Genomic DNA, 13,765 nt, shown 5'->3' with positions numbered 1-13,765 from the left:
CGGCCAACGAATGCGGGCCCCGTCATGAGGCCCGTTTCATGTGCAGTCGCGCGGCGGCGCGATCAGCAGGCGGCCGTTTCTGACGCCGCGACCGGCAGCGTCACGCTGCCTGGCCGCGCGCCTTCTGCCACGCGTGTTCGACGAACACGCGGCACAGCGCTTCCATCCCGTTGCGGTCCTCGTCGTCGAAGCGCGCGGCGACGGGGCTGTCGACGTCCCACACGCCGATCAGCGTGCCGTCGGCGGCCACCAGCGGCACGACGATTTCCGATTCCGACGCGGCATCGCAGGCGATATGGCCCGGGAATTCATGCACGTCGCGCACGACCTGCGTCTCGCGGGTCTGCGCGGCCGTGCCGCACACCCCCTTGCCGAGCGCGATACGCACGCACGCGGGCTTGCCCTGGAACGGGCCGACCACGAGTTCCGATCCGTCGAAGAAATAGAAACCGGCCCAGTTCAGTCGGTCGAGCGAGTGATAGACGAGCGCGGAGAAGTTCGCGGCGTTCGCGGTCAGGTCGCGTTCCGATTCGACGAGTGCGCGCGCCTGCTCGACGAGCGTCGCATAGAGTTCGGCCTTGGAGGCGTGAGGGTCGTTGGACAGCGTGAACATGGCTGAAATGCGATAAGGGTGGTGAAACGGCGGGATGGTGAAAAGCGCGATGCGCGTCCCGCAGTCTACGGCACGTGCGGCCTGTCTGCAGCGCCTGGTTCGCGGGGCGCGATGCCGAACGCGCGCGCAGGTGCCCGCGACGCCGCTCAATCGGGTTCGAGTCCGGCGAACCGTTCGGCCAGGAAATCGAGCAGCGCACGCACCGCCGGCAGCAGCCCGCGCCGCGACGCGAACACCGCATGCACGATCTCGCGGCGCGGCGCCCAGTCGGGCAGCACGGTCACCAGTTCGCCGCGCGCGACTTCGTCGCGCACCATCATCGTCGGCAACTGCACGACGCCGACGCCCGCGACGGCCGCCGCGCGCAGTGCGAGCATGCCGCCCGTCACGAGGCGCGGCTGGTGGTGGATTTCCGCCTGCGCGCCGTCGGGGCCGCGCAGCCGCCATACGTGCGCGGCCTGTGGCACACCGTGATCGAGGCTCGGCAGGCGGGTCAGGTCGGCGGGAACGGCCGGCGTGCCGAGTTCGCGCAGCAACGCGGGGCTCGCGACGAGGCACTGGCCGCGCTCGGCCAGCACGCGCAGCGCCAGATCGCTGTCCTCGAGCGGCGGCGGACGCACGCGGATCGCGACGTCGATCCCTTCGCCGACCACGTCGACGCGCCGGTTGGTCGCTTCCAGATGAATCTCGACGCGCGGGCACGCGACCATGAACGCGGCGATCATCGTGCCGACCAGCGAATCGAGCAGCACGACCGGGCAACTGACGCGCACGATGCCGCGCGGCTCCTCGTGCAGCAGCGCGATCGCCTCGTCGGCGGCGTCCGCCTCGACGAGCATCGCGCGACAGTGCGCGTAGTAGGTCTGGCCGACGTCGGTGACGGTGAAACGGCGCGTCGAGCGCTGGATCAGCCGCATCCCGAGCCGCGCCTCGAGCAGCGCGAGGCGGCGGCTCAGCTTCGATTTCGGCAGGTTCAGCGCGCGCCCGGCCGGCGCGAAGCCGCCGTGCTCGACCACCTGCACGAAGTAATAGAGATCGTTCAGATCCCGTTCGTTATCGTTCATCAAATGGAACGCTGAGTGCGATTTTGGCAGTCTACCGGATCGATCGTTCCATCTCTATATTCGTGTTCAGGATGCGAAACACGTGTTTCGCCGCAATTCGGAGAAGGCAAATGAAGAAGATCCAGGGTGTTTACAGCGCGCCGCGCGGCCATTGGGTCGGCGACGGTTTTCCGGTGCGTTCGATGTTCAGCTATCAGTCTCACGGGGCGCACCTGAGCCCGTTCCTGCTGCTCGACTACGCGGGCCCCGCGAACTTCGAGCCGGCTTCGGCGCCGCGCGGGGTGGGCCAGCACCCGCACCGCGGGTTCGAAACGGTGACGATCGTCTACGACGGCGAAGTCGCACACCGCGACTCGACCGGCGCGGGCGGCGTGATCGGCGCGGGCGACGTGCAGTGGATGACGGCCGCGAGCGGGATCCTGCACGAGGAATTCCACTCGGAGGCATTCACGAAGCGCGGCGGTCCGCTCGAGATGGTGCAGCTGTGGGTGAACCTGCCCGCCGCCGACAAGATGGGCGCACCCGGCTACCAGACGCTGCTGAACGCGGACATCCCGGTGGTCGAACTGCCGGACGGTGCGGGTCGCGCGCGGATCATCGCGGGCGAACTCGACGGGCGGCGCGGCCCGGCCCGCACGCACACGCCGATCGACGTGTGGGACGTGCGGCTTGCAGCCGGCGGCCGTGCGCGGTTCCCGATCGCTGAAGGGCGGACGCTTGCGGTGGTCGTGCTGAGCGGTACGCTGCTGGTGAACGGCGAGACCGTTGCCCGCGAAGCGCAGTTCGTGCAACTGAGCCGCGACGGCCGCGATGTCGACATCGAAGCGAACGGCGATGCCAAGCTGCTGATTTTGAGCGGCGAACCGATCGATGAGCCGATCGTCGGTTACGGGCCGTTCGTGATGAACTCGCAAGAGGAAATCCGGACCGCGGTCGACGATTTCAACAACGGCCGCTTCGGCAGGATGCCGTCATGACGGACAGGCCCCGCGCAATTGCGGGGCCGTTTCCCATGCGCGGAAGGGCGGTCGCGTGCCGCGTGCGCTTCGAGGCATAATCGACGGTTGCCGCGCGCCGGCCGGCGCGCCCGAATCAGGACCGACCATGAACGCTTCCGCACCTGCCGCATCCCCGCGCGCCGACGATCTCGACTGGCGCTGGAACTCCTTCGACGCGCTGACGGCGCGCGAAGTCTATTCGATCCTCGATGCGCGCAGCGCCGTATTCGTCGTCGAGCAGAACTGCGTGTATCGCGACATCGACGGTGCGGACCAGGCCGCATGGCACCTGGCCGCGTACGATCCGGCGGGCCGCCTGGCCGGCTACCTGCGCGTGCTGCTGCCGGATGCGCAGAACGCCGACGTGCGCATCGGCCGCGTGCTGACGACTGCGCCGTTTCGCGGCGCCGGCCTCGGCAACGCGCTGCTGTCGCGCGCGCTCGAGCACATTCGCGCGCAGTGGCCGGATACGCCGGTGAGCCTGCATGCGCAGGCCCACCTGCAGCGTTTCTACGGGGCATTCGGCTTCACGCCGAGCTCGGACGTGCACGACGAGGACGGCATCCCGCACGTGTGGATGACCAGCGCGCGCGGCTGACGCGCGGCGCGCCGTCAGTGGGCGGCGCGCGTCACCGACGCTCGCTCCGCGCGCCGGGCCGCAACCCGCTCGTCGAGCAAGCGGCCGCGTGCGGACAGCCGCAGCCAGTGCCGCAGCGCGATCAGCGCGCCGATCACGCTCATCATCGAACCCGGAATCCACAGCAGCAAGCCGCCGATCTGCTGGTCGCGCAGCGGGCTGAGCCACGTGAAGGCGCGCCCGCAGATCGAGTAGATCGGATACAGCTCGTGCGGCGTGAAGAAGATCAGCGCGCCGAGCGCGATCTGCGGCGGGATCGCCGCGACGACGATCAGGATCCGGCGGCCCGGCGACAGCCGCGCGGGCGGCGCGGGACGCGGATCGACGACGAGCCACCAGAACAGCAGCCCGTCGATCACCATGCTCCAGTTCATCACGCGATACAGGCGCCAGTCGAGCATCGCGATGAAGTGGATCGGCGACAGCAGCCAGAAATAGATCAGCCCGACGAACAGCACGACCGCGACGACCGGATGGAACACCACGTCGAGCGTCGCGCGCACGGGTGCCCAGGCAAGCGCGGGGCGCACGAAGCGCTGCCGCCAGCGAAACGGAATGCCCGCGCGGATCGCCGCACCCGGGTACGCCAGCGCGATGAAGAACGGTCCGAGGTGATGCAGCACCAGGTGCTGCGCGCGGTGCATGAAGAACTCGTGCTCGAAGAAGTAGTCGAGCCGCGTATGCAGCGCGATATAGAGTGCCGTCAGCCCGAGCCAGAACGAGAACTGCCGCAGCGGCGACACCTTCGCCTTTCTCGCGCCGCGTGCGAACAGCACGGCGGCCGTCAGCACCGCGATGACCACGGTCGGCGACGGTTCCCACGGATCGAGCCAGTACAGGGCGTTCATCGCGCGCGCATCACTTCGCCTGGGCCGGCGATTTCACGGCGAACGGCGTGTCGACCGTTTCGCCGTCGGAGAACTTCAGGCGCAGGCGCACGGTGTCGCCGGGCTTGATCGCGTGCTTCGGTTCCTCGAGCATGAAGTGATAGCCGCCCGGCGCGATGTCGACCTTGCCGCGCGCGGGGATCGTCAGCTTGTCGACCATTTCCATCTTCTGCGTCGAGCCGTTCGACACGGTCTGGTGCAGCATCGCCATCCCGTAGTCGGGGCTGTCGACGTCGACGAGATCGACCGGCTTGTCGCCCGTGTTGACGAGCGTCACGTAGCCGCCCGCGGGCAGCTGGTTCGGCAGCCAGCGCACCCACGCATTCTGCGCGGTGATCGCGCCGGCGGCGTAGGCGTGCGCGCCGGTGCACAGCGCGGCGAGGAGGGCGAACGTCTTGAGGGGCGTCTTCATGTCGGAATTCATGTGGTGGAGGCAGTGTCGATGATCCGGCGCACATCGGCGGCGATGGCGTCGGGCGAATCGCGGTCGGTCGCGAGCAGGCGCGCGCGACCGTTCGCGTCGAAGATGTAGACGGCCGAGCTGTGCGTGACCTCGTAGCCGCCGGACGGATCGCGCTTTTCCATCTGGTACGCGACGCGATAGCGTTTCGCGAGCGATTCGATCTGGCCGTCGGTGCCGGTCAGGCCGCGCGCGTGCGCGGCGTCGAACGCAGCGACGTACGACTGCATCGCCTGCGGCGTGTCGCGCGCGGGATCGACCGAGACGAACAGGATGCGCACGTCGTTCGCCTGCGGACCGAGCTTCGCGAGCACTTCCATCAGCCGTGCCATCGTTTCGGGGCAGACGTCCGGGCAGTGCGTGTAGCCGAAGTAGACGAGCGCGATGCGGCCGTGAAATGCGTTTGCATCGACCGGGTGGCCGTCGCCGCCGGTCAGCGTGAACGACAGGTCGGGCAGGTGGCCCGTGACGTTGGTCAGGTGCCAGTCCGGCTCGTCGTGCGTGCAGGCGGCGAGCGCGACGGCGACGGTCAGCGCCGCGGCCGTGCGGACGAAGCGGGTCAAGCTGAGGGAGCGCCGGTGTGGCGCGGGACGGGCAGACGACATCTTAGGGACTGTTTCCATATGGAACGCGCATGCGTTGCCACGAGAACGGCCGCTCGCGAGGCGCGCGACGCCGCGAATACTGACGTATTCGCAAGGAGCGCAACGCGGCGAGCGGCCGTTCTCGTGGCAACCCCAAATTAAAAAATTCATGTCACGGGAATGCCCGAAATCGCCCGTATGGCGGCGTCGTTCATCGCTTGTTTGGCTCGGCCAAACGGCGCTCCTCACTCCTTGCCATACGGGCGATTTCGGGCATTCGCATGTGCGTTCCATATGGAAACAGTCCCTAATGCTCGATCGGACGGAACGGTCGTCGGCCGGCGCGGCGCCATGCGTCGCGCGGCCGACGGTTGCCGACTGTAGCGCAAATCCCGCGCCCGCGTCCTTTCGAAACCCGTACGGCACGGGCGAACGGGGCAATATGTCGCAGTTGACGCGGGCGGCGGCGCGAGGTCCGCGCTGCGCCGGTTTCGCCCATCTCGGTACGCAGGCGCGGTAAGATGCGCACAATTCCATTCTTGCAGCGGCGGCCCCGCGTTTGCAGGCCGCTCCTCAGACCATCGAATCGATGCAATCCGTTCCGGCTTCCCTGTCCCTGACCGACACCGCGTTCTTTTTCGACTTCGACGGCACGCTCGTCGAGCTGGCGCCGACGCCCGACAGCATTCACGTGCCGCCGTCGCTGCTGACGCTGCTCGACGAATTGCGGCGCCGCTCGCACGGCGCGGTCGCCGTCGTATCGGGTCGCGGCATCGACAATCTCGACACGTTCCTGAACATGCCGGACCTGCCGATCGCCGGCCTGCACGGCGCCGAGCGCCGCGACGCGAACGGCGACACGCAGCGCATCGGCTTCAACGACGAACGGCTGCTGCGCATCGAGCGCGAACTCGCGGCCGTCGTCGATCGTCATCCGGGCATGCTGCTCGAAATCAAGGGGGCGGCCGTCGCACTGCACTACCGCAACGCGCCGGAGCGCGAGCCGGCCGCGCGCGAGGCGGCCGAGCGTCTCGTCGCCGAATATGCGGATGCGTATGTCCTGCAGCCCGGCAAGATGGTGTTCGAGATCAAGCCGAAGGGCGTCGACAAGGGGCGCGCGCTGGCCGCATTCCTCGACGAGCCGCCGTTCGCGGGCCGCGTGCCGCTGTTCGCGGGCGACGACCTGACCGACGAGAAGGGTTTCGCGGTGGTCAACGCGCGCGGCGGCCTGTCGATCAAGGTCGGCGCGGGTGAGACGTCGGCCCGCACGCGGCTCGACTCGGTCGACGCGCTGCACGCGCAGATCGCCCGCTGGCTTGGCGCGGAGCAGCCGGGCGCATGAGCCGACTCATCATCGTTTCAAACCGCGTCGCGCCGATTTCGGAAGGCGAGCCGGCGGCGGGCGGCCTCGCGATCGGCGTCTACGATGCGCTGAAGGAGACGGGCGGCATGTGGTTCGGCTGGAGCGGCGAGGTGGTCGCGTCCGGTGCGCCGCAGATCCGCATCGAGGAGCGCGGCCCCGTGACGTTCGCGACCGTCGGGCTGTCGCGCCGCGATTACGACCAGTACTACCGCGGTTTCTCGAACGCGACGCTGTGGCCGGCATTCCATTACCGCGCGGACCTGATCCAGTACGACCGCCACGAGTTCGAAGGCTACCGCCGCGTGAACGACTGGCTCGCGCAGCAGCTCGTGCCGCTGCTGCAGGACGACGACGTGATCTGGGTGCACGACTATCACCTGATCCCGTTCGCGCGTGCGCTGCGCGAGGCCGGCGTGAAGAACCGCATCGGCTTCTTCCTGCACATCCCGTTTCCGGCCGCGCAGGTGCTCGTCAACGTGCCGCCGCATCGCGAGCTCGTCGAATCGCTGTGCGCGTTCGACCTGCTCGGCTTCCAGACCGAGCCCGACCTGCGCGCGTTCTGCGACTACATCGAGTTCGAGGCCGGCGGCGAAGCGGCGCGCGACGGGCGCACGGTGCGCGTGAGCGCGTTCGGCAACACGCTGCGCGCGGCCGCCTATCCGATCGGCGTGTACCCGGACGAGATCGCGTCGCTCGCGCAGGCGGGCGAAAACGGCAAGGCCGTGCGCACGCTGGCGACGTCGCTGCGCGCGCGCCAGTTGATCATGAGCGTCGACCGGCTCGATTACTCGAAGGGGCTCGTCGAGCGGTTCCGCGCGTTCGAGAAGCTGCTGGAGCACCAGACATCGATCCGCAACCGCGTGTCGTTCCTGCAGATCGCGCCGTCGACGCGCGCGGACCTGCGCGCGTACCAGGACATCCGCCTGCAGCTCGAAGCGGAGTCGGGGCGCATCAACGGCCGTTACGCGGAGCTCGACTGGGCGCCGATCCTCTACATCCATCGCCAGTACGACCGCCAGGTGCTGGCCGCGCTGTACCGGCTCGCACGTGTGGGCTTCGTGACGCCGCTGCGCGACGGGATGAACCTCGTCGCGAAGGAGTATGTGTCCGCGCAGAATCCGGATGATCCGGGCGTGCTCGTGCTGTCGCGTTTCGCGGGCGCGGCGCGCGAGCTCACGGGTGCGCTGATCGTCAATCCGATCGATATCGACGGGATGGCCGATGCGCTGTCGCAGGCGCTGACGATGCCGCTCGCCGAGCGGCGCACGCGTTACGCGGACATGATCGCGCAGCTGCGCGAGAACAACGTGTCGGTGTGGCGCGACAACTTCCTGCGCGATCTGCAGCACGGCTAGCCGGCTGTCTCCGGGGCAAAAAAGTTCTTTGCGGATTTCCGGGGAGAAGCCCCGGCACTCCGGCAATCGGCGTGCGTCGGTCACGAGTCCGCACGGCACGTGAGCAACCATTAATGCGACAGCGTCGCGGCATGATCGTGCTCGCGCAGCTCGCCAGGAATCGCGCACTGCGCGAGCCCGCCCGCATCGATCCACGCGCGTGTCCGTTCCGCGGCCTTGTCGATCAATTGCGCGCACTGCGAGTAATCGTATGACGACACTTCGAGCGGACAGAGCGGCGGCACGACATGGATTTGCGCGCGTGCCGCGTACAGCTCCAGGTCGCGCACCAGTTGCCGCGCGATCACGAGCGTCAGCGCGTGCGTCGCATGCGCGATCGCGCTGCGCGGCGGCATGCGCAACGCACAGGCGAACCCGGCCGGCAGCACGACGATCCGCTTGACGCCGAGCGCGATCGCAACGGAGATTGGCGTATTGTTCGCGACGCCGCCGTCGACGAGTTCCACGCCGCCGATGCTGACCGACGGAAACACGCCGGGAATCGCCGCGCTGGCCTGCACGGCATCCACGACCGGGCCGGCGGACAGCACGACTTCGTGGCCATTCAGCACGTCAGTCGCGACGATGTGGAGCGGCAACGCTGCCTGCTCGATCCGCCGGTACGGCAGGTTCTTTTCCAGCAGCAGGCGCAGCGCATCGGCCTCGACCAGATGCGGCCGGTTGCGCAGCAGCATCGCGATGACGCTGCGCACCGAGAACGGCATGACGTCCTGGCGGCGGATTCTGCACCACAGCGCGGCGAGCGTCGCGACGCCGTCCGCGTCCGGCCGGCCGGCGAAGTAGGCGGCATTGATCGCGCCCGCCGACGCGCCGACGACGCAATCGGGCCGTTCGCCGCTCGCGACCAGCTCGCGGAGCATGCCGACCTCGATCGCGCCAAGACTGCCGCCGCCGGCGAACACGAAGGCGGTCGAGGGAGTGGGATCGGAAGTCACGGTGCGCCCTCCTGCGGTTGGCTGCGACAGTGCTTTCTCCATGATGGATCGTGCGGCGCCCCGGATGCCCTGATGAAAACCCTGCCGGCACGCGGTCCCGGCCGCTCGGCCGACGATGCGCGCCGCGTTCCCCGGAATGCCGCGATGAGCCGAAAAAAAACCGCCGTGCATGAAGCACGGCGGTTTTTTTGTTGGCTGCGCGCCGCGGCGTCAGGCCGCGCGTTCGCCGGTCGGTGTGGTGCCGTCGGGCGCGTGATGGCGCCCGTGCTGCTTCGCGAGCAGGTCGCGGTACAGGCCCGGGCGGTTGCGCAGCACGTCGGGGCTGCCGTCGTCGATCACCTTGCCGTTGCTCATCACGATGATCCGGTCGAAGTTGCGCAGCGTCGACAGCCGGTGCGCGATCGCGATTACCGTGCGGCCGACCATCAGGCGGTCGAGCGCGCTCTGGATCGCTTCCTCGGATGCGCTGTCGAGTGCGGACGTCGCTTCGTCGAGCAGCAGGATCGGCGCGTCCTTCAGGATCGCGCGCGCGATCGCGATGCGCTGGCGCTGGCCGCCCGACAGCTTCACGCCGCGGTCGCCGACGATCGTGTCATAGCCTTCCGGCATCGCCTCGATGAACTCCGAGCAGCGGGCGTCGCGCGCGGCGGCGAGCACTGCCTCGCGGGTCGCGTCGGGGCGGCCGTACGCGATGTTGTCGTAGATGGTCCGGTGCAGCAGCGAGATGTCCTGCGGCACGAGCGCGATGGCATGGCGCAGGCTGTCCTGCGTGATCGCCTTCACGTCCTGGCCGTCGACCATCACGGCGCCGTCCTGCGTGTCGTAGAAGCGCTGCAGCAGCGCGAGCACGGTCGACTTGCCGGCGCCCGACTTGCCGATCAGGCCGACGCGCTGGCCCGGTTCGATATGGAGGTCGAAGTGGTCGAGGATCGCGCGGCGGTGCGGATACGCGAACGACACGCGTTCGAAATCGACGCGTCCGCCCTTGGCCGACAGAGGCTGCGCGTCGGAGCGGTCCGGCATTCCGTGCGGCTCGAGCAGCGTCTTCACGGCTTCGGACAGGCGTGCCACGTGCTGCGTGACGTCGACGAGCGCGACCGCCAGATCGCGCGTGCCGTGCAGGATCGTGAAGCCGAGCGAGCTGACGAGCACGATGTCGCCGGACGTCGCGCGGCCCTGGTCCCACAGCCACAGCGCCCAGCCGAGCAGGCCGGCGGACAGCATCGCGGTGATCACCGCGTGCAGCAACCGCAGTTTCTCGAGATAGAGCAGGCTTTGCTGGCGCGCATCCATCTCGGCCTTCACCGTCGCACCGAAGCGCTTCTGTTCGCGCAGCGTCATCCCGAACGCACGCACGAGGCCCATGTTGCCGATCACGTCGACGAGCTCGCCGTCGACCGCGGCGGCCTTCGACGCGAACGCGTGATGGCGCGCGGAGCCGCGCCCGGCGAGCTTGAACAGCACGACGGAGAGCACGGCCGAACAGCCGAGCAGGCCGGCGGCCATCAGCGGGTTCACGACGATGATCATCAGGATCGCGCCCATCACCGCGATGCACGGCGGCAGCACGTTCCACGCCATCGTGTTCTCGGACGTATAGACGGCGTTCGACGTGGCGGTGATGCGGCTTGCGAGCGTGCCCGGCTGCTTTTCCGAGTAGTACGTCGGCGAATGGCCGATCAGGTACTGGAACAGGTCGCGCCGCAGGTCGCCGGTGACCGCGACGAACGTGTGCGCGGCGACCCAGCCGCCGACGCGCCACAGCAGGTTGTCGGCCGCGATCAGCCCGACGAGCAGCGCGAAGGCGCTCCACAGCGGGCCCGGATGATGGCGCCCGGCCGCGAGCACGTCGATCAGGTGCTTGATCGCGTATTGCGAGCCGAGCGCGCACCCGACGGCGGCCAGCACGCTGCAGAGCACGACGAGGTGCGCGACGGGATGCAGGCGGATGTAGCGGAACAGGAACGCGATCGGCCGATGCGCGTAGCTCGACAGCTTCGCGTTGTGGGCGTTGCGCTGGGCAGGGGTGAGAGATTCCAAAATATGCGTGCGGTGATTCGGTGATTGAGCGGAGCGGCTGGGTCGCAGCCGGCGGTCGCCCGGACTGAATAATCCGGCATTGTAAACAAGGCCGTGCATTGCGCTGCGCGAATCTTGCCTTGGCCAGGGGCGCGCGTTCAATTCTGAGATAAAATCCTGCATCCCGTCCTGCCGTACGCACCGGAATCGCATCGGCAGTGGCGAGATGACACGGAACGCCAAAAGGGCCTTCCACTCTAGAACGGACGCCCAAGTCCGCGGGTTGCAAAGTGTTGCGCCTTTGTAACAAAGTAAAGTGTTTGAAATGTCGTGCGCCGTATCGGGATTAACCCTAGATAATCGGCTCCGGGTTCGATTCCAGGTTTTTTACGAACCCCTGTCAACGGGTCTTCGTTTCAAACGTTCTATGCCTGTCGCGTCGCCGACGCTCCTTGAGCAGCGCGGGTTCGACGCCCCCGGCAGGCTGATTCGTCCGATGGTCGGACGAAATGCATCCAGCCCGGACCGCCGGCAGGTTGCCGACCCATACCTGGTTTTTAGCCGAATTTTTAGGAGTTACGCATGCGAATCGCCCAAATCGCTCCGTTGCACGAAGCGGTGCCCCCGAAGCTTTACGGTGGTACCGAGCGAGTGGTGTCCTACCTCACCGAAGCACTTGTCGAGATGGGGCATGACGTCACGCTCTTCGCGAGCGGCGATTCGCAAACGTCGGCGAAGCTCGAAGCGTGCTGGCCGCAGGCGCTGCGCCTCGACCCGACGATCCGCGACGTGATGGCCCCGCACATGCTGCTCCTCGAGCAGGTGCGCCGCCGCGCGGAAGAGTTCGACGTCCTGCACTGTCACATCGACTACTACCCGTTCTCGCTATTCTCGCGCCAGCCGGTCCCGCATCTGACGACGATGCACGGCCGTCTCGACCTGCCGGAACTGCAGCCGATCTTCAACGCGTTCAGCGACGTGCCGGTCGTGTCGATCTCCGACAACCAGCGCATCCCGCTGCCGCAGGCGAACTGGCTGTCGACCGTGTACCACGGCCTGCCGGAAAACCTGCTGACGCCGATCCCGAACGTGAAGCCGAGCTACCTCGCGTTCCTCGGCCGCATCTCGCCGGAGAAGCGCGTCGACACCGCGATCCGCATCGCCGAGCAGGCCGGCCTGCCGATCAAGATCGCCGCGAAGCTCGACAAGGCTGACCGCGCGTACTACGAAGAGAAGATCAAGCCGCTGTTCGCGCTGCCGCACGTCGAGTACATCGGCGAAATCAGCGAGTCGGAAAAGACCGAATTCCTGGGCAACGCGCACGCGCTGCTGTTCCCGATCGACTGGCCGGAGCCGTTCGGCCTGGTGATGATCGAGGCGATGGCCTGCGGCACGCCGGTGATCGCGTTCAAGCGCGGCTCGGTGCCGGAAGTGATCGACAACGGCGTGTCGGGCTTCGTCGTCGAAGACGAACTGTCGGCCGTCGCGGCGCTCAAGCGCCTCGATACGCTGCCGCGCGAGAAGGTGCGTGCGGCGTTCGAAGCGCGCTTCTCGTCGAAGGTGATGGCGCAGAACTACGTGAAGGGCTACGAGGAACTGCTGCGCCAGAAGCGCCGCACGGTGCTGCGCGAAGTCAACGCAGGCTGATGGCGGGCCGCCGGCCGCGCCGCGGCTGATGGCCGTCATCGACGCCCCGTCCGGGTCCCCGGCGGGGCGTTGTCACATCTGCGGCGCGGATCTGTTGTATTCTCGCCGCGCCCGACGCCGCGAACGCCCCAGGAAGCGGTCCGGCACGCCATCCGGCCGTCTGTCCAGACGGTAATGTCCCTATAATGGCCGTGCCGTGAAATCCGGCCCCGCACGAACATCGAGAGGAGAGCAGTCTTGGCGAGAACGAAAACCACGCGCGCAGCGCCGGCCCCCGGCGCCGGCGTGATCTTCGCGTTGCGCGCGATCGGTCTCGTGCTGCTCGCGCGCTGGCTGTTCTCGATGTCCCAGATGGGCTATCGCGCGTCGCTGTCGGCGATGGTGTCGTCGCCCTGGGCGTTCGTCTATCTCGTGCTGATCTTCCTGCTGCTCGCGCTGCCGGGCGCCGTCGCGCGCGCCGAGCGGCCGTTCCATCCGCTGCCGCAGTGGCTGCGCCAGGCGCTGCGCGTCTTCGCGCTGATCGGTTGCCTGTTTGCCGTGTGGTCGATCGGCGCGTTCGCCTGGGCGGCCGGCTGGCGCCATGCGCTGCACGCGGTGGCGGCGACCAACGGCTGGCTCGTCGCCGCGCCGGCGCTGTATGCGGCGATCGTGTGGATGTGCCGTCCGCGGCCGCTGTGGCGTACCAACGTGGCCGCGCGCCGTTTCGCGGTCGGCCGCTACGCGATCTCGCTCGATACGCTCACGCGCACCGCGATCGTCTGGATGGAGAGCCGCAAGGTTGGCCAGTACGATGCACGCGAACTGTCGGTCCGCTGGCCCGGCCGGGTCGCGCCTGCGGCAGGCGAGCAGGGTGCGCGGCCGGCCGCCGTGCCGCCGCGTCGCGGCAGCCTGTTCCGGCGGTCGAAGGTGGAGCTGCTGTGGGATTCGCCGGCGGCCGTCGGCCATAACCGGCAGATCGTGATGCGCGCGCCGCTCGCGACCGAGGGCGACCGCGTCGCGGTGCTGGCGCTCGACGCGGCGCTCAAGCAGATCGTCTGACAAGGCCTGCGCGGCGCGCGGGCGACAAGGAGAATTGAAATGAACGCGTCCCACCCGTGAACGTGAGAGCAGAAGCAGGAGGTGGATCCTCGCGGGCCAACGGCA

The 13,765-nt window shown here is 68.1% G+C and carries 13 protein-coding genes; 6 read left to right on the top strand and 7 right to left on the bottom strand.

Annotated features, from left to right (window positions below; translation table 11 throughout):
- Positions 1-100: 100 nt before the first annotated feature.
- Positions 101-613 carry a GAF domain-containing protein gene (locus DIE22_RS22215; protein WP_124500131.1) on the bottom strand — a complete coding sequence of 171 codons (513 nt, stop codon included), beginning with the start codon at positions 611-613 and terminating at the stop codon, positions 101-103.
- A 146-nt stretch (positions 614-759) separates the two neighbouring features.
- The gene (locus tag DIE22_RS22210; protein WP_124500130.1) at positions 760-1,677 is read right to left on the bottom strand and encodes a LysR family transcriptional regulator; all 918 of its coding nucleotides are present in this window, start codon (positions 1,675-1,677) and stop codon (positions 760-762) included.
- Between the two features lie 110 nt (positions 1,678-1,787).
- Here DIE22_RS22210 and DIE22_RS22205 point away from each other — a divergent pair, with 110 nt between their 5' ends.
- A complete protein-coding gene (locus DIE22_RS22205; protein WP_124606113.1) occupies positions 1,788-2,654 on the top strand; it encodes a pirin family protein in 867 nt (288 codons plus the stop codon).
- Between the two features lie 127 nt (positions 2,655-2,781).
- On the top strand, positions 2,782-3,273 hold the full coding sequence (locus DIE22_RS22200; protein ID WP_124500128.1) for a GNAT family N-acetyltransferase: 492 nt from the start codon (positions 2,782-2,784) through the stop codon (positions 3,271-3,273).
- Positions 3,274-3,287: 14 nt separating this feature from the next.
- Here DIE22_RS22200 and DIE22_RS22195 read toward each other — a convergent pair whose 3' ends face one another.
- The 3 genes from DIE22_RS22195 to DIE22_RS22185 are packed head-to-tail and all read right to left on the bottom strand — an operon-like array spanning position 3,288 to position 5,264.
- Positions 3,288-4,160: a cytochrome c oxidase assembly protein gene (locus tag DIE22_RS22195; protein WP_124606112.1), complete on the bottom strand. Its 873-nt coding sequence runs from the start codon at positions 4,158-4,160 to the stop codon at positions 3,288-3,290.
- Positions 4,161-4,170: 10 nt separating this feature from the next.
- Entirely contained in the window at positions 4,171-4,611 is a 441-nt protein-coding gene (locus DIE22_RS22190; RefSeq protein WP_124500126.1) for a copper chaperone PCu(A)C, read from the bottom strand.
- 8 nt (positions 4,612-4,619) lie between these two features.
- Positions 4,620-5,264 (bottom strand): SCO family protein, encoded by a 645-nt coding sequence (locus DIE22_RS22185; protein WP_124500125.1) that lies wholly within the window; start codon positions 5,262-5,264, stop codon positions 4,620-4,622.
- A gap of 568 nt (positions 5,265-5,832) precedes the next feature.
- On the opposite strand from DIE22_RS22185, the gene otsB reads away from it, so the two are divergent.
- Both otsB and otsA read left to right on the top strand, forming a co-directional pair.
- Complete coding sequence (gene otsB, locus DIE22_RS22175) at positions 5,833-6,585, top strand: trehalose-phosphatase (RefSeq protein ID WP_124500123.1); 753 nt, start codon at positions 5,833-5,835, stop codon at positions 6,583-6,585.
- A complete protein-coding gene (otsA, locus tag DIE22_RS22170) occupies positions 6,582-7,961 on the top strand; it encodes an alpha,alpha-trehalose-phosphate synthase (UDP-forming) (RefSeq protein WP_124500122.1) in 1,380 nt (459 codons plus the stop codon). Before otsB ends, otsA begins: the two co-directional genes overlap by 4 nt.
- A 110-nt stretch (positions 7,962-8,071) precedes the next feature.
- Here the strand turns inward: otsA and DIE22_RS22165 are convergent, their stop codons facing one another.
- Both DIE22_RS22165 and DIE22_RS22160 read right to left on the bottom strand, forming a co-directional pair.
- Positions 8,072-8,956: a patatin-like phospholipase family protein gene (locus DIE22_RS22165; protein WP_124606111.1), complete on the bottom strand. Its 885-nt coding sequence runs from the start codon at positions 8,954-8,956 to the stop codon at positions 8,072-8,074.
- Positions 8,957-9,166: 210 nt separating this feature from the next.
- The gene (locus DIE22_RS22160; protein WP_124606110.1) at positions 9,167-10,996 is read right to left on the bottom strand and encodes an ABC transporter ATP-binding protein; all 1,830 of its coding nucleotides are present in this window, start codon (positions 10,994-10,996) and stop codon (positions 9,167-9,169) included.
- A gap of 561 nt (positions 10,997-11,557) precedes the next feature.
- Here DIE22_RS22160 and DIE22_RS22155 point away from each other — a divergent pair.
- Positions 11,558-12,622: a glycosyltransferase family 4 protein gene (locus DIE22_RS22155; RefSeq protein WP_026044940.1), complete on the top strand. Its 1,065-nt coding sequence runs from the start codon at positions 11,558-11,560 to the stop codon at positions 12,620-12,622.
- A 237-nt stretch (positions 12,623-12,859) separates the two neighbouring features.
- Entirely contained in the window at positions 12,860-13,660 is an 801-nt protein-coding gene (locus tag DIE22_RS22145) for a hypothetical protein (RefSeq protein ID WP_124500118.1), read from the top strand.
- Positions 13,661-13,765 lie beyond the last annotated feature (105 nt).

The organism is Burkholderia sp. Bp9142, from assembly GCF_003853415.1.
Lineage (GTDB): Bacteria > Pseudomonadota > Gammaproteobacteria > Burkholderiales > Burkholderiaceae > Burkholderia.
This window is presented reverse-complemented; position numbering and strand designations above follow the sequence as displayed.